The sequence below is a fragment of the Pelomonas sp. V22 genome (genome assembly GCF_030014915.1).
Taxonomy (GTDB): Bacteria; Pseudomonadota; Gammaproteobacteria; order Burkholderiales; family Burkholderiaceae_C; genus JAUASW01.
On sequence record NZ_JAGIXS010000001.1, the window covers coordinates 1272661 to 1287379 of the forward strand.

Below are 14719 nucleotides of genomic sequence, written 5' to 3' on the forward strand. Positions count from 1 at the left end.
TTCAGACGCCGGCCGCAGCGATGAAACAGCACAGAGACGCGACCAGGCTGAGCCGGAAGCGCAGCGTGAGCCAACTGCCCGCACCGAGCGCCGGATAGGTCCGTCGGTCCACCAGGTAGCAGACGATCAGCATCACGCCGTGCACCACGAGGCCCGCATAGGCCGGCATCAGGGTCGCGATGGCCGCCACGATGGCGGGCACCACGCCCCAGACGAAGGGCTGCGGCGAGGGCACGCCCTGCCGCATGCCGAGGCCCCAGTGGATGCCGCCGAGGAAGGACACCACGGTGCCGGCGTAGATCGACAGCGCGAGGGTGGCGTAGGTGTGGGCCTCCTCGTTGTAGTCCAGCAGCAGCCAGACCAGGACCATGCCCAGCACGAAGGGGACCAGCCCGAGATTGCCCAGGCGGGTGGCAATCGGGTTGAGCGGCGAGCCCGTCATCAGGACTTCGGCGCGGCCTGCAGTCGGCGCTCGACCTGCTCTGCCGACATGGCGCCGGGCACGCGCACGCCGTCCTCGAACAACAGCGCAGGCGTGGCGCTGATCTGGTGCTTGCGCGCGAACGCGATATTGCGCTGCACCGCGCCCTCGTCGCAGGAGCCCGCCGCAATCTTGGCGGGAGCCACGCCATCCAGCATCCAGTTGCGCCAGGTACTCATCGGGTCCTTGGCGCAGACGATGGCGCGCGTCTTGTCCGGCGAGTCGCCGCCGAGGATGGGGATCACGAAGGTATAGACCGTCACATCCTTGATCTCCTGCAGCGAACGCTCGAAGCGCTTGCAGTAACCGCAGTTCGGGTCCGCGAACACCGCCATTCGGCGCTTGCCATTGCCGGACTTCCAGACGATGGCATCTTTCAACGGCAGCAGATCGAAGTCGATCTGCATCAGCTTGGCCAGGCGCTCGTCGGTGAGGTTCTTCTTGCTCTTGAGGTCGATCAGCGCGCCCTCGATCCAGAACTGGCCTTGGGCGTCCGTGTAGCGGATTTCGTGGCCGATGCGGACCTCCCACAGACCGGGCATCTGGGTCGGCCGGACCTCATCGAGCTTGGGCAGATCGGGCAGGCGTTCGGCCAAGGCCTTGCGAATGACTGCCTCGTTCGCCATGGCGCCGGTCCCCATCAGGGCCAAGGTCGCGGCAACCACTACATGCTTGAACTTCAAATCGATCTCCTCATGTCGTCAAATTCCCCAGGGCCTTGTCAATGAGCAGTCGCTTGACCAGGGGCAGCTTGTTCAAAAAATGCAGGCCTTCGTTGCGCAGCACGCGCAGCGCCGGCGCCTCGCTGGCAAACAGGCGCTGCAGGCCGTCGGTCATGTGACCCATGGCCAGCGTGGGCAACAGGCGCTCGCGGGCGTAGCGGCGCAGCAGGCGGGCATCGCCGAGGGAGCGCCAGGCCTCGCGCAGCGCCAGCACACGAGCCAGGCACGCCACATCGGCCAGGCCGAGGTTGAGCCCCTGGCCAGCGAGCGGATGGACCAGATGGGCGGCATCGCCGAGCAGCACCCAACCCTCGCCGCTGACCTCGGAGGCCTGGGCCAGATTGAGCGGCCAGGCGGCGCGCGCACTGGCCAGACGCAGGCAGCCGGCCGCCTCGCCGCTGGCCTCGTTCAGCGCCAGCTCGAAGCTGGCATCGTCCATGGCCAGCAGTTCGGCCGCGCGCTCGGGCGCCACCGACCACACGAGGCCGAAGCTGTGCTCAGGCTCGGGCCGGTCGAACGGCAGCAGAGCCAGCACCTCGGGCGCACGGAACCATTGATGGGCGATGCCCTGGTGCGGCCGGCTCGAAACGAGGCGCGCCGCCACCCCATGCTGGGCATAGGGCTTGAGATCGAATTGCACGCCACGGGCGGCGCGGGCATTGGAGTGGCGGCCTTCGCAGATCGCCTCCAGTTCGGCCGGCACCGGCTGGCTGACGCGCTGGATGTGGGGGGAGAACCGCAGGGCCGTCAACAGCTGCTGGTCCAGCGCCGCCGCGTCGACGATGAAGGCCAGCTCCGAGCGGCCCTGCTGCCAGGCCGAGAAATCGAGCTGGGCGCCGGCCTGGTCGCCTCGTATGCACATGTCGTAGACCGGCGTGCGGGCCTCGGCCGGCAGCGCGTCCCAGACCTTGATGTCCTTCAGGAGCGCCACCGCCTCGGCGTTCAGCGCATAGGTGCGCACGTCATCGGGCCGCGCCGGGGCTTCGTCCGCTCCGAGCAGGGCCACCTGCAAGCCCTGGGCGGCCAGGGCCAGGGCCAGGCTGCGGCCGACCGCGCCTTCTCCCCGCACCAGAACCCCGAATCGCTGCTTGCTTTCCATGGGGGCCATTGTAGGCAGGCGGGGAAACCCGGCCCGGGCGGCTAAAATCTCCGGCTTCGCGCAGCTTGTGCGTCACCGTATCGGCTGCAGCCGACATCCAGAAAGCCCCGCCATGAGCCTCAAATGCGGCATCGTGGGCCTGCCCAACGTCGGCAAGTCCACCCTCTTCAACGCCTTGACCAAGGCCGGCATCGCCGCCGAGAACTACCCCTTCTGCACCATCGAGCCGAACGTGGGCGTGGTCGAACTGCCCGATCCGCGCCTCGCCCAACTGTCGGAGATCGTCAAGCCCGAGCGCATCGTGCCGGCCATCGTCGAGTTCGTGGACATCGCCGGCCTGGTGGCGGGCGCCTCCAAGGGCGAGGGCCTGGGCAACCAGTTCCTCTCGCACATCCGCGAAACAGACGCCATCGTCAACGTGGTGCGCTGCTTCGAGGACCCGAACGTCATCCACGTGAACGGCAAGGTCGACCCGATCTCCGACATCGAGGTGATCCAGACAGAGCTGTGTCTCGCTGACCTCGGCACCGTCGAGAAGAGCCTGCACCGCTACAACAAGGTGGCCCGCGCTGGCGACAAGGACGCGATTGCGCTGGTGAAGGTGCTGGAGAAGTGCCAGGCGGCGCTGGACCAGGCCAAGCCGGTACGCGGCATCGATTTCAGCAAGGAAGAGCTGGTCATCCTGAAGCCGCTGTGCCTGATCACGGCCAAGCCGGCCATGTTCGTCGGCAACGTCTCGGAAGACGGCTTCGAGAACAACCCCTTCCTGGAGCGCCTGAAGGAATACGCTGCCGCCCAGAACGGCCCGGTGGTCGCCATCTGCGCCAAGACCGAGGCCGAACTGTCGGAGATGGAAGACGAGGATCGCGCGTTGTTCCTGGCCGAGATGGGCCAGGACGAGCCGGGCCTGAACCGCCTGATCCGCGCCGGCTTCAAGCTGCTGGGTCTGCAAACCTACTTCACCGCTGGCGTGAAGGAAGTGCGCGCCTGGACCATCCACATCGGCGACACCGCACCGCAGGCCGCCGGCGTGATCCACACCGACTTCGAGCGCGGCTTCATCCGCGCCCAGACCATCGCCTTCGAGGATTTCATCCAGTTCAAGGGCGAACAGGGTGCCAAGGACGCGGGCAAGATGCGCGCCGAAGGCAAGGACTACGTGGTCAAGGACGGGGACGTGCTCAATTTCCTGTTCAACGTCTGACGAACAAAGCCTCGTTTCAGCCTAAAAAGCCGGCCTCGCGCCGGCTTTTTTTTGTGTAGGCTCCGGCACAGTTCCTACCTGCGCCCGCCTCACTCGATGCCCCACCGCAAGACGCTGCCCCGGGACCTCGCCCGCCTGCTGGGCCTGGCGGTGGCCTACGCCATCGTCGCGCTGGCTTCGCTGCAGCTGGCGATACCGCCCGAGTACGCGTCGCCGCTCTACCCCTCCACGGGTCTCGCCCTCGCTGCCGTGCTGGGTTGGGGGCCGCGCATGCTGCCCGGCGTGGCGCTGGGCGCCTTCGCGGCCAATGTGATGCTGAGCCAGGAGCGTGGCCTGCCTTGGCTGCTGGCGCCGGCCCTGATCAGCCTCGGGGCCATGCTGCAGGCCGGCCTCGGTGCCTGGATGGTCAGGCGCTGGGTGGCGCAGCCGCTGGTGCTGTCCGAACCGCCAGACCTGGTCCGCTTCTACTTGCTCGGCCTGCTGTCCTGCCTGATCAGCCCGACGGTGGGCAGCGGCGCCCTGCTGCTGATAGGCGGGATCGAGGCAGCCCAATGGGGCCATACCTGGTCCTCGTGGTGGTTGGGCGACACGCTGGGCCTCTTGATCGCCGCGCCGATGGCCCTGAGCCTGCTCGGCCAGCCGCGCAAGGCCTGGCGGCCACGCCGGCTGAGCGTGGGCCTGCCCATGCTGCTGAGCACCCTGCTGCTCGCTGCCGCCACCACGCGCGTGCTGGAATGGGATGCGCAGCGTGGCCGCAACCTGTTCGAGCGCGAGGCTGCCAATGCCTCCAATGCCCTGGAAGCCCGCTTGCGCGAACCGCTGATGGCGCTCGAGGCCGTGCGCGGGCTGATGACGGTGGCGCCCCGCATGGGCCGCGAAGACTTCGAGCGCGGCACGCAGGGCTTCCTGAGCAATGGCCCGCTGCTGGCCATTGGCTGGGCCCCACGGGTGCCGCGCCGCCAACTGGCCGGCTTCGAGCAGAGCGCCAGGGCCGATGGCCTGGACAGCTATCAGGCCCGTGACCGGGGCCGCCCGGGGGATCTGCAAACGCCGCCCGACGAGGACATGCTGGCGATTCGCCTGATCGAGCCGCTGGCGCGCAATCGCGGCGCGCTGGGCGTCAACATCCGCTCCATTTCCGGCCCGCGCCAGGCCGTGGCCCGTGCCGAGGCCAGTGGTCTGGCCAGCGCCACGGCCGGTTTCCAGCTCTCGCAAGACACCGAAACGAGTACCGGCGTGGTGCTCTACCAGGCCTTGTACGAAGGCGCTTCCGGCAGTCTGAACAGCCCTGCCGAGCGCAGCGCGGCCCTGCGCGGCATCGCCTTCGTGACCTTGCGGCCCGACCTGGTGCTGAAGGCCCTGCCGCCGCTGCCCGAGTACCTCGGCCTGTGCCTGCTGGATGCCGATCCGCTGGCGCCGCGCCGCCTGCTGGCCGGACCGGCCGCCTGCGAGCAGCTGACGCCAGCCATGCCCCAGACCCTGCGCAATATGAGCTTCGGCGGCCGCCAGTGGCAGATCATCGGCTTTGCGCCACAAGGCCTGCCGGTGGTCGAGGGCGGCGGCGGCCTGCCCTTCGCCCTGATTGGTCTGGTCTGCACGGCCCTGCTTGGCCTGCTGCTGCTGACGGTGACCGGCCGCGCCCGGCGCATCGAGGACCTGGTGCGCGCCCGCACATCCGAACTCAAGCGGGAAGTTCTGCAGCGCCAGCAGGCGGCCGCCGCCTTGCTGGACAGCGAGCAGCGCTTCCGCAACATCTTCGACACCACGCCCATCGGCCTCGTGATTGCCGACGCGCAAGGCATCGCACTGGAGGCCAATCCCCATTTCTGCCGGCTGGTCGGCTACACGCTGGAAGAGCTGCAACACCTGCACACGGTGGACTTCACCCACCCGGAGGACCGGGCCGAGGACCTGCGCCTCGGCCGGCTGCTGCTGCAGGGCAAGCTCGGCATGTACCGGCGCGACAAACGCTACCTGCACAAGCTGGGGCACGAGATCCATGTGCGCGTCACCGTGTCGGCGCTGGAAGCCGGCGCAGAAGCGGGCCGGCGACTCGTTGGCGTGGTGGAAGACATCACCGACCAGCTGAAGATGGAAGAACTGGAGCGCGCCCGCGAGACGGCCGAAGCGGCCAACCGGGCCAAGAACGACTTCCTGTCGCGCATGAGCCATGAGCTGCGTACGCCGCTGAACGCCATGTTGGGCTTCACCCAGTTGCTGGAAATGGACCAGGAGCATCCGCTCAGCCCGCGCCAGCAGGGCTGGTCCGCCCAGGTCCAGCAGGCCGGCTGGCATTTGCTGGAAATGATCGATGACACGCTGGACCTCTCGCGCATCGAGTCCGGTGCGCTGCGTCTGGAGCTGGCGCCGCAGGACCTGCACCGCCTGCTGGACGAGGCGCTGGCCATGGTTCAAGCCAGCGCTGCGCAACGCAGCCTGGTGGTCGACCTACAACTGGCCGAGAACGCCCGCCATGCCGAGGGCGACGCCACGCGCATCAAGCAGATCCTGATCAACCTGCTCAGCAATGCCGTCAAGTACAACGTCGAGGGCGGGCGCATCGAGATCCGCAGCGAGCTGCAGGCCGGCGGGCAGGTGGCGCTGAGCGTGTCCGACAGCGGCATCGGCCTCACCGCCGAACAACTCGCCGGCCTGTTCCAGCCCTTCAACCGGCTGGGCCGCGAGCACAGCACGGTGGCCGGCACCGGCATCGGCCTCGTGATCTGCAAGCGCCTGGCCGAGGCCATGGGCGGCAGCTTGCAGGCCACGAGCCGCGCCGGCCTGGGGAGCCGCTTCACACTCACGCTGCCGGTAGCCAGCAGCGCAGCCAGCGCGCCACCCAAGGCACCTGACGCACTGGCCGTCACTCGCTACCACCAGCAGCGTCGGCTGATCTACATCGAGGACAACCCGACCAATGCCGAGGTGATGCGCGGCATCCTGGCGCAGCGGCCGCAGATCAGCTGGGAGCTTTGCGTGGACGGCCAGAGCGGCCTGGAAACGGTGCTGAGCGAGCAGCCCGACCTGTTGCTGCTGGATCTGCAGCTGCCCGACATCCATGGTCTGGAGCTCTTGCAGCGGCTGCGCGCCGCCGGCGCCACCATGCCGGTGGTCGTGCTCTCGGCCAATGCCCTGCCCGAGCAGATCGAGGCCTGCAAAGCCGCGGGTGCGGCCGACTACATGACCAAGCCGGTCGATGTGCAAGCCCTGCTGGACTTGCTCGACCGCCTGCTGGCCGGGCCTGCGCTTGCTTCACAATAAGGGCTCTTACGGCCACTTCTTTCCCGACAGGACATGAGCTCGTCTACCGAACTGACCACTCAAGCCTCGCGCGCGGTCGCCAATGTTGCGGCCGCCGCCTCCGGTGCTGCGGCCGCCAGCGCGGCCTCCCAGCAATTCCTGACCTTCCGCATCGACGCCGAGGAATACGGCATCGACATCCTCAAGGTCCAGGAAATCCGCTCCTACGAGCCGCCGACCCGGGTCGCCAACGCCCCCAGCTTCGTCAAGGGCGTGGTCAATCTGCGCGGCGTCATCGTGCCCATCGTCGACCTGCGGATCCGCCTCGGCCAGCAAGCCGAGTACACGCCGTTCACCGTCGTCATCGTGCTGAACGTGATCGGCCGGGTGGTCGGCATCGTGGTCGATTCGGTTTCCGATGTGCTGGAACTGCAGGCCGACGAGATCAAGGAGCCGCCGCAGGTGGGCGCCGCCATCGACACCCGCTACATCACCGGCCTCGGCAAGATCGGCGAGCGCATGCTGATCCTGATGGACATCGAGGGCATGGTCGCCAGCCCGGATTTCGGGCTGGTTGACTAGTTTTTGACGGGCTTCAAGCCGGCGAAGCCCCGGGGGCGCACCGGCTTTAGCACTCATCTCGGAAGAGTGCTAATATTTGCGGAACCTAGTGCCAAGACTCTTCAGAGGAGGCCCTTCAGATGACCGCAAACCACGCCATCACCGTCCGCGACCCCTGGGCCCTGCTGCCCTCGCTGGGCAATCTCGATGCCTACATCACGGCCGTCAATCGCATTCCGCTGCTGACGCCGGAAGAAGAGTCCCGCTTCGCCCGCAACCTGCGCGAACGGGGTGACCTGGAGTCCGCCGGAAAGCTGGTGCTTTCGCACCTGCGCCTGGTGGTCTCGATCTCCCGCCAGTACCTGGGCTACGGCCTGCCGCACGGCGACCTGATCCAGGAAGGCAATGTCGGCCTGATGAAGGCGGTCAAGCGATTCGACCCGGACCAGGGCGTGCGCCTGGTCAGCTATGCGATGCACTGGATCAAGGCCGAGATCCACGAATACATCCTGCGCAACTGGCGCATGGTCAAGGTCGCCACGACCAAGGCCCAGCGCAAGCTGTTCTTCAACCTGCGCTCGATGAAGCACAGCATGAAGGAAGGCGCGGAGCAGACCCATCGCAACACGCTGAGCGAAGCCGAGATCGATCAGGTCGCGAGCACCTTGAACGTCAAGCGCGAAGAAGTGCTGGAGATGGAAACGCGCCTGTCCGGCGGCGATGTGGCCCTCGAGCCGCAAACCGACGATGACGGCGAGACGTTCGCCCCCATCGCCTACCTGGCCGATGAAAGCCAGGAACCGACCCGCGTGATCGAGTCCAAGGCCCGCGACGCCCTGGCTGGCGACGGCATCACCCGCGCCCTGGCCGTGCTGGACGACCGCAGCCGCCGCATCGTCGAGGAACGCTGGCTGAAGGTGAACGACGACTCGTCCGGCGGCATGACGCTGCACGAGTTGGCCGCCGAGTACGGCGTCAGCGCCGAGCGGATCCGCCAGATCGAGGCCGCGGCGATGAAGAAGATGCGCAAGGCGCTGGCCGAGGCGGCCTGACCATCCTTTTCTTACCAAGCGGCGCCCCAGGATCCGGCTTTGCCGGGCCTAGGGGCGTGCCCCCTTGAGGGGGCCGGCGAAGCCGGTACGGGGGTGGGTCACTTCTCGGCCAACAGGATCTTGAGGTCTTCGGTCAAGGCCTGCGTCCCCGAGCCGTAGCGCGAGAACACACGCACGCGGCCGGCCGCGTCGAACAGGAAGCTGGCGGCCGTGTGGTCCATGGTGTAGCTGCCTTCCTGCTTGCCGGGCACCTTGGCGAAGAAGACCTTGAAGTTCTTGGCCGCCTCCTTGACCTGCTCCGGGCTGCCGCGCAGCGCGACGAAGCTCTTGTCGAAGCTGGCCAGGTAGGCGCGCAGCAACTCGGGCGTGTCGCGCTCCGGGTCAACGGTCACGAAGATGCCCTGCACCCGTTCGCCGTCCGGGCCCAGGGCTTTCTTGACCTGGGCCAGTTCGGCCATCGTCGTCGGGCAGACGTCGGGGCATTGCGTGTAGCCGAAGAAGATCACCAGCACCTTGCCCTTGAAGTCGCCCAGCGAGCGCTCGCGGCCATCGACGTCGGGCAGCTTCAGGTCCTGCGCGTAGTCGGCGCCGGTCAGGTCCACGCCCTGGAAGGCGGTCTTGGCCGGCTGGCAGGCAGCCAGGCCCAAGGTGGCTGCGGCCGCCAGGGCCAGAATCATTCGACGCTTGGCATGCATGGGTGAGGTCTCAGCTGATCCAGAGTTGCGCATAGTGGTCGATCAGCAGGGCCGCGAACAGCAGCGACAGATGCCAGATCGAGAAGAGGAAGGTCTGGCGGGCCAGCTGGTCGGAGTACTGCTTGCGCAACCGCCAGGCGTAATGGCAGAAACGCAGGCCCAGCACGACCGCAGCGACCAGATAGATCTTGCCGCTCATGCCGGTCAGGAAGGGCAGCAGCGTCGCGGCCAGCAGGATCCAGGTGTAGAGCACGATCTGCAGCCGCGTGAACTCGCTGCCATGCGTGACCGGCAGCATGGGCAGGCCGGCCTTGCGGTAGTCCTCGGTGCGGTACAGCGCCAGCGCCCAGAAATGCGGCGGCGTCCAGAGGAAGATGATCAGGCACATCAGCAGGGCCTCGGAGCCGACGTCGCCCCGCATGGCCGCCCAGCCCAGCACCGGCGGCATCGCGCCGGAGGCACCGCCGATGACGATGTTCTGCGGCGTCAGCGGCTTCAGGATCACCGTGTAGATCACGGCATAGCCGACAAAGGTGGCAAACGTCAGCCACATGGTCAGCGGGTTGACCCAAAACCACAGCATGGCCGAGCCGATGCCGCAGAGCACGGCGGAGAAGGTCAGGGTCTGCACCCGGCTCAGCTCGCCCTTGGCGGTAGCGCGCCAGGCGGTGCGCTTCATCTTGGCGTCGATCTGCTGCTCGATCAGGCAGTTGAAGGCGGCAGCCGCGCCGGCCACCAGCCAGATGCCGGCGGTGGCGGCCAGCGCCGTCAGCCATTCAGCGCCCTGCGGCAGACCCGGGACGGCCAGGGCCATGCCGATGACGGCACAGAACACGATCAGCTGCACCACGCGCGGCTTGGTCAGTTGATAGAACTGCTGCCAGCGCGAGCTGAGGGCCGGTGCGGCAGCGGAGGTCGAGGTGGACGACATAGGGCGTGAGTCTATTGTTTTGTGCGCATCAGGAGCACGCTCAGCAGGGACAGCAGCAGGGCTGCGCCGCCGGTGTGCATCAGGGCGGCGGCAATGGGCCAGTCGAGCACGACGTTGGACAGGCCGGTGGCGATCTGCAAGGCCAGCACCAGGCCAAGCCGGCGTGACCAGCGGCCCTGGCCGGCCACGGCCAGGCGCCAGATCAGGGCCAGCAGGGCCAGCGTCAGCACCAGGGCGCCGATGCGGTGGCTCAGGTGGATGGCGGTCAGTGCCTCGAACGGAAGCCAGTCTCCATCAGCACCAACACCCAGGTGGCGCCAGAGCGTGAAGCCGGCCGAGAAGTCGGTCGCCGGCCACCAGTCGCCAGCCCGGCAGCTGGGGAAGTCGCTGCAGGCCAGCACCGCGTAATTGGTGCTGACCCAGCCACCGAGAGCAACCTGGGCCAGGGTCAGCAGCCAGGCAACGATCAGCCCGCGCCGCAGGCCGCTGCTCAGCACCACCTGCTTGGGCGCATAGAGCTGGGCCTGCGCCGCGAGCAGCACCAGCAGGCCGAGGCCGAACAGCAGGTGCAGTGTGACGATGGCGGGGAACAGCTTCATCGTCACTGTGAGCGCACCGAAGGCGCCCTGCACCAGCACCCAGACGAGCGTGGCCGTGGCCCACCAGGGCGCGGCGCGCGGCAGCTGGAATTTCGCGCGCCCGCGCCAGCTGAAGACGGCCAGCAGCAGGATCAGGAAACCGACGGCGCTCGCGAGGTAGCGGTGCACCATCTCGACCCAGGCCTTGCCATGGGTCACCGGGCCGGTGGGCTGCGCCGTTTGCGCGACATGGATCTGCTCCTTGGCGCCCAGCGGGCTGGCATGGCCATAGCAGCCCGGCCAGTCCGGGCAGCCGAGACCCGAATCGCTCAGCCGCGTGAAGGCGCCGAACACCACCAGGTCAAAGGTCAGGAACAGCGTCAGCAAGGCGAGGCCATGCAACCAGGCGCGCGAGCCGAAGGCCACGCCACGCTGGCGCCGCCACAGCCAGAGCAGCGGCAGGCCGCCGAGCAAGGCGCCGACCAGCAGCAGCTTCAGCAAAGGAGAGAGATCGAAACCGGACATGCTTGATGCGGACGGGTGCTCAGCGGCCCGGCTTGTCCCAGCCGGCATTGGCCTTCATCAGGCGGTCCAGGTCCTTCTTGATCTTGCCCGGGTCTGGATTGGCCGGCTCGCGCAGCATCCAGCGGCCGACCGGGTCGACGATGTAGAGATGGTCCTGCAGCTGCGTGTCCTTGCCCGGCTTCAGCCAGACCGCGATCTGCTCGCGCGGCGCGCGCAGCAGGTGCACGGGCTCGCCCTTGGCCAGGATCTCGCGGAGCTCGGGGCGCACCGGCTCGTCGTCGGGGATCAGCCAGAGCTTGTCGACCTTGTCGCGCTCCTTGCCCAGCATCTCGCGCAGCTGGCGCTGCATGTAGAGCTGGTTCTCGCAGGCCTTGTCGCAGGCAGCCGGCTGAACCACGGTCAGCAGCCACTGGCCCTTCAGGCTGGCGGCTGTCACGGGCTGGCCTTCGAGGTCGCGCAGGCTGATGGCCTCGGGGATGTCGACCGTGGGCACGATCAGGTCGCCGTAGGCCTTGCCGCTCAGGCCCATCACATAGAAGCTGTAGTACGAGGCCAGCACCGGCATCGCGCAGATCAGGATGACGGCAAAGGCCTGCCAGCGGCCGCGGCGCGTCATGGCGGCTCGCTGGTCGGGTTGCGGCGCGCTGTGCACTGTCATGCTCAGGGGCTCGTCGCTCATAGCTTTCTCAGACATGGTGCTGGCGTCGGGGACGGAGGAGTTGGAACCAGACATAAAGACAAAGGATCAGCGCGGCAAGCGCAAACCATTGAAAGGCGTAGCCGTAGTGCTTGGACAGACCGAGGTCGGGCGCCGCCCACTCGCGCGGCAGCGTGTCGGCTGCATCGCTGGCCACGGTCTGCCAGACCGCCAAAGGCAGGATGGGCAGGCCGGTTTCGCGGGCATAGGCGGCCGGGTCGAGATTTTGCCGGATCGCTCCGGTGGCGGCCTCACCCAGCTGATAAAGCCTTGCCGGCGCAACCGCCACCCGCCCTTCGATCTCGACGATGCCGGACGGCGTGGCCACCTCGGGCGCGCGGTTGCGCTGCTGAGCATCAAAGCCCAGCCAGCCACGCTGCACCAGCACGACCTGCTTGCGGCCCTCCAGTTGCAGCGGCGTCACGACGTAGAAGCCGCTGCGCCCCTGCATAGGCCGGTTGTCGAGCAGCACCGTGCGGTCGGCCAGCCAGTGGCCGCGCAGTTGCACGCGGCGCTGCAGCGGCGGCGGCGACTCCAGCAAGGCGCTGGCAGGCAGCGGCGCAGACTTCTCGCCGGCCTCCAGCGAGGCTTGCAGTGCGCGCTTCTCGGCGGCGCGGTCCAGTTGCCACCAACCCAGCCGGCCGGTCAAGGCCACGCCGAGCAAGGTCGCAGCCAGCACCACCCAGCGCCGTTTGTCGCTCATATTGATTCAGCCTCGATGGAATAATCCGCAGCCATGAAATACCTGATCGTGATCGGCCTCCTCGCCGTGCTGGGCGCCCTCGCCTCTGCCGGCTTCTTCATGCTGCGCAAGGGCAATACCGCCGGCCGCGATGCCCGCATGGCGCGCGCGCTGGCGGTGCGGGTGGCCGTGTCGGTGCTGCTTTTCCTGCTCATCTGGCTGGCCTATCTGATGGGTTGGATTCAGCCGACCGGCGTGCCGCTGGCGAAATAGCCCGACGGCCCCACGATGAAAAAAGCGCCGCTAGATGCGGCGCTTCTTCATTGCAGACTCGAAGCTGCATTACATCCAGTAGACGACGATGTAGAGGCCCAGCCAGACCACGTCCACGAAGTGCCAGTACCAGGCAGCGCCTTCGAAGCCGAAGTGGCGGTCTTGCGTGAAATGGCCCTTGTGCAGGCGCAGCGTGATGAACAGCAGCATCAGCATGCCGACGAACACGTGGAAGCCGTGGAAGCCGGTCAGCAGGAAGAAGGTCGAACCGAAGATGCCCGAGGTCAGCTTCAGGTTCAGTTCGGCATAGGCGTGGTGGTACTCGTAGCCCTGCAGGATCAGGAACACGATGCCGAGGATCACGGTCGCCCACATCCAGGTGATGGTCTTGCTGCGGTTGCCGGCCAGGATGGCGTGGTGGGCAATCGTCAGCGTGACGCCGGAGGTCAGCAGCAGCGCGGTGTTGATCGTCGGGATGGGCCAGGGGCCCATGGTCTGGAAGGCCTCGACCATGCCGGCCGGAGCCGCCGTGCCGGCGCCCGCAACGCTGGGCCACAGGGCCTTGAAGTTGGGCCACAGGATGGCGTTGTCCAGGCTGCCCAGGGCCGGCACCGCGTGGTTGCGGGCCCAGTACAGTGCGCCGAAGAAGGCACCGAAGAACATCACCTCCGAGAAGATGAACCAGCCCATGCTCCAGCGGAAGGAGAGGTCGATGCGCTCGCTGTACAGGCCGCCTTCGCTTTCGCGGATGGCATCGCCGAACCACTGCTTGAGCACGAAGGCCCACCACAGCAGACCGAAGATCAGCGAGTACATGCCCCAGTCGTGGCCGTTGATCCACTGGCCAGCGCCCAGGATCACGAAGAACAGGCCGATGGCGGCCATGACCGGATGGCGCGAGGGTCCGGGCACAAAGTAGTACGGGGCTTTCCCGTGGGTGGTCGCTGCCGACATTTTTCTTCTCCTCGAACTAAAGCTTCAGTAGTTCAATCAAACTGCAAATTCAGCTGCCAGCCACGCTGCTGCCGATCACCCACTGGACGATCAGCACCAGGGCCAGCACGAACAATACGGCTCCGATGATGCCGGCGATGATCACATGCACCGGATTCAGCTGAGCCACGTCCTTGTCATAGTCGGCGCCACGGCGCACGCCGAAGAAGGCCCAGGCAATCGCCTTGACCGTCTGGAAAAACGAGCCGCGCCGTTGCGTGGCTTCCTTCAGATCCTGCGTCACGACTTCTGCCCCTTGGCCGCATTCAGCACAGGCGCTGCCGCCTGCTTCTTGCCCGCCACCTCGAAGAAGGTGTAGGACAAGGTGATGGTCTTGACGTCCTTGGGTAGCTTGGGGTCGATGACGAAGACCACCGGCCACTGCTTGCCCTCACCGGCCGCCAGCGTGTACTCGTTGAAGCAGAAGCACTCCAGCTTGTTGAAGTGGGCCGTGGCCTGCTTCGGGGCGTAGCTGGGAATGGCCTGCGCCGACATCACGCGGTTCTGCACGTTCTTGAACTCGTACATCACCGTGGCCAGCTCGCCCGGATGAACCTCCAGGCGGCTGACGGCCGGCTTGAACTCCCAGGGGCCGCGCGCATTGGCATCGAACTCGATGCTGATGGTGCGGCTGTAGTCGATCTGGGTGTTCTTGAGGTCCGAGGCCTTGACCGCGTGCTGGCGCTCCGAGAGCGACAGCACATTGATGCCCAGGGCCGAACAGATGGCGTTGTACAGCGGCACCAGCGAGTAGGCGAAGCCGAACATCAGCACCGCCACGACTGACAACTTGCCGACCAGCTGCAGATTCGCTCTGCGCAGGGCTTCAAGCCAGCTTCGTTGGGGCGGTCGCTTGTCCATCGCTCAGAAACCGTACAGGGCGATCTTGGTCACGAAACCGACCGCGAACACCAGGGCCACCGACGCCAGGATCAAAGCCAGGCGGCGGTTGGCACGACGTTGCTCAGGGGTCTGGGCCATGGGGA

General features: G+C 67.0%; 17 protein-coding genes. 5 read left to right on the forward strand and 12 right to left on the reverse strand.

Annotated features, from left to right (window positions below):
* Position 1: 1 nt before the first annotated feature.
* The 3 genes from J7U46_RS05775 to J7U46_RS05785 form a co-directional block, all read right to left on the reverse strand.
* Positions 2 to 442, reverse strand: coding sequence for a DUF3429 domain-containing protein (locus tag J7U46_RS05775; protein ID WP_282823864.1), 441 nt, complete (start codon positions 440 to 442; stop codon positions 2 to 4).
* Complete coding sequence (locus J7U46_RS05780; RefSeq protein ID WP_282823865.1) at positions 442 to 1107, reverse strand: DsbC family protein; 666 nt, start codon at positions 1105 to 1107, stop codon at positions 442 to 444. Before J7U46_RS05780 ends, J7U46_RS05775 begins: the two co-directional genes overlap by 1 nt.
* A gap of 67 nt (positions 1108 to 1174) precedes the next feature.
* Positions 1175 to 2302 (reverse strand): FAD-dependent monooxygenase, encoded by a 1128-nt coding sequence (locus J7U46_RS05785; RefSeq protein ID WP_282823866.1) that lies wholly within the window; start codon positions 2300 to 2302, stop codon positions 1175 to 1177.
* A 112-nt stretch (positions 2303 to 2414) separates the two neighbouring features.
* Here J7U46_RS05785 and ychF point away from each other — a divergent pair, with 112 nt between their 5' ends.
* From ychF to rpoH, 4 genes are all read left to right on the forward strand, one after another.
* The gene (gene ychF / locus J7U46_RS05790) at positions 2415 to 3506 is read left to right on the forward strand and encodes a redox-regulated ATPase YchF (protein WP_282823867.1); all 1092 of its coding nucleotides are present in this window, start codon (positions 2415 to 2417) and stop codon (positions 3504 to 3506) included.
* A gap of 96 nt (positions 3507 to 3602) precedes the next feature.
* A complete protein-coding gene (locus J7U46_RS05795) occupies positions 3603 to 6767 on the forward strand; it encodes a CHASE domain-containing protein (protein ID WP_282823868.1) in 3165 nt (1054 codons plus the stop codon).
* Between the two features lie 33 nt (positions 6768 to 6800).
* Complete coding sequence (locus J7U46_RS05800; protein WP_282823869.1) at positions 6801 to 7328, forward strand: chemotaxis protein CheW; 528 nt, start codon at positions 6801 to 6803, stop codon at positions 7326 to 7328.
* 119 nt (positions 7329 to 7447) lie between these two features.
* Positions 7448 to 8359 (forward strand): RNA polymerase sigma factor RpoH, encoded by a 912-nt coding sequence (rpoH, locus tag J7U46_RS05805; protein WP_282823870.1) that lies wholly within the window; start codon positions 7448 to 7450, stop codon positions 8357 to 8359.
* A gap of 98 nt (positions 8360 to 8457) precedes the next feature.
* Here the strand turns inward: rpoH and J7U46_RS05810 are convergent, their stop codons facing one another.
* From J7U46_RS05810 to J7U46_RS05830, 5 genes are read right to left on the reverse strand one after another with little or no spacing between them, the layout of a single operon-like run.
* Positions 8458 to 9054, reverse strand: coding sequence for an SCO family protein (locus J7U46_RS05810; protein WP_282823871.1), 597 nt, complete (start codon positions 9052 to 9054; stop codon positions 8458 to 8460).
* A 10-nt stretch (positions 9055 to 9064) separates the two neighbouring features.
* A complete protein-coding gene (gene cyoE, locus J7U46_RS05815; protein WP_282823872.1) occupies positions 9065 to 9985 on the reverse strand; it encodes a heme o synthase in 921 nt (306 codons plus the stop codon).
* Positions 9986 to 9996: 11 nt separating this feature from the next.
* Complete coding sequence (locus J7U46_RS05820) at positions 9997 to 11088, reverse strand: COX15/CtaA family protein (protein WP_282823873.1); 1092 nt, start codon at positions 11086 to 11088, stop codon at positions 9997 to 9999.
* A 19-nt stretch (positions 11089 to 11107) separates the two neighbouring features.
* Positions 11108 to 11767, reverse strand: a complete 660-nt coding sequence (locus J7U46_RS05825) for a hypothetical protein (protein WP_282823874.1) — start codon at positions 11765 to 11767, stop codon at positions 11108 to 11110.
* Positions 11768 to 11774: 7 nt separating this feature from the next.
* On the reverse strand, positions 11775 to 12488 hold the full coding sequence (locus tag J7U46_RS05830) for an SURF1 family protein (RefSeq protein ID WP_282823875.1): 714 nt from the start codon (positions 12486 to 12488) through the stop codon (positions 11775 to 11777).
* Positions 12489 to 12521: 33 nt separating this feature from the next.
* On the opposite strand from J7U46_RS05830, the gene J7U46_RS05835 reads away from it, so the two are divergent.
* The gene (locus J7U46_RS05835; protein ID WP_282823876.1) at positions 12522 to 12740 is read left to right on the forward strand and encodes a DUF2909 domain-containing protein; all 219 of its coding nucleotides are present in this window, start codon (positions 12522 to 12524) and stop codon (positions 12738 to 12740) included.
* A gap of 69 nt (positions 12741 to 12809) precedes the next feature.
* On the opposite strand, the gene J7U46_RS05840 is transcribed toward J7U46_RS05835, so the two are convergent.
* The 4 genes from J7U46_RS05840 to J7U46_RS05855 are packed head-to-tail and all read right to left on the reverse strand — an operon-like array spanning position 12810 to position 14714.
* Entirely contained in the window at positions 12810 to 13694 is an 885-nt protein-coding gene (locus J7U46_RS05840; RefSeq protein WP_282823877.1) for a cytochrome c oxidase subunit 3, read from the reverse strand.
* Positions 13695 to 13743: 49 nt separating this feature from the next.
* A complete protein-coding gene (locus tag J7U46_RS05845) occupies positions 13744 to 13977 on the reverse strand; it encodes a DUF2970 domain-containing protein (RefSeq protein WP_282823878.1) in 234 nt (77 codons plus the stop codon).
* On the reverse strand, positions 13974 to 14594 hold the full coding sequence (locus J7U46_RS05850) for a cytochrome c oxidase assembly protein (RefSeq protein WP_282823879.1): 621 nt from the start codon (positions 14592 to 14594) through the stop codon (positions 13974 to 13976). Before J7U46_RS05850 ends, J7U46_RS05845 begins: the two co-directional genes overlap by 4 nt.
* A gap of 3 nt (positions 14595 to 14597) precedes the next feature.
* Entirely contained in the window at positions 14598 to 14714 is a 117-nt protein-coding gene (locus J7U46_RS05855; RefSeq protein ID WP_282823880.1) for a cytochrome oxidase small assembly protein, read from the reverse strand.
* Positions 14715 to 14719 lie beyond the last annotated feature (5 nt).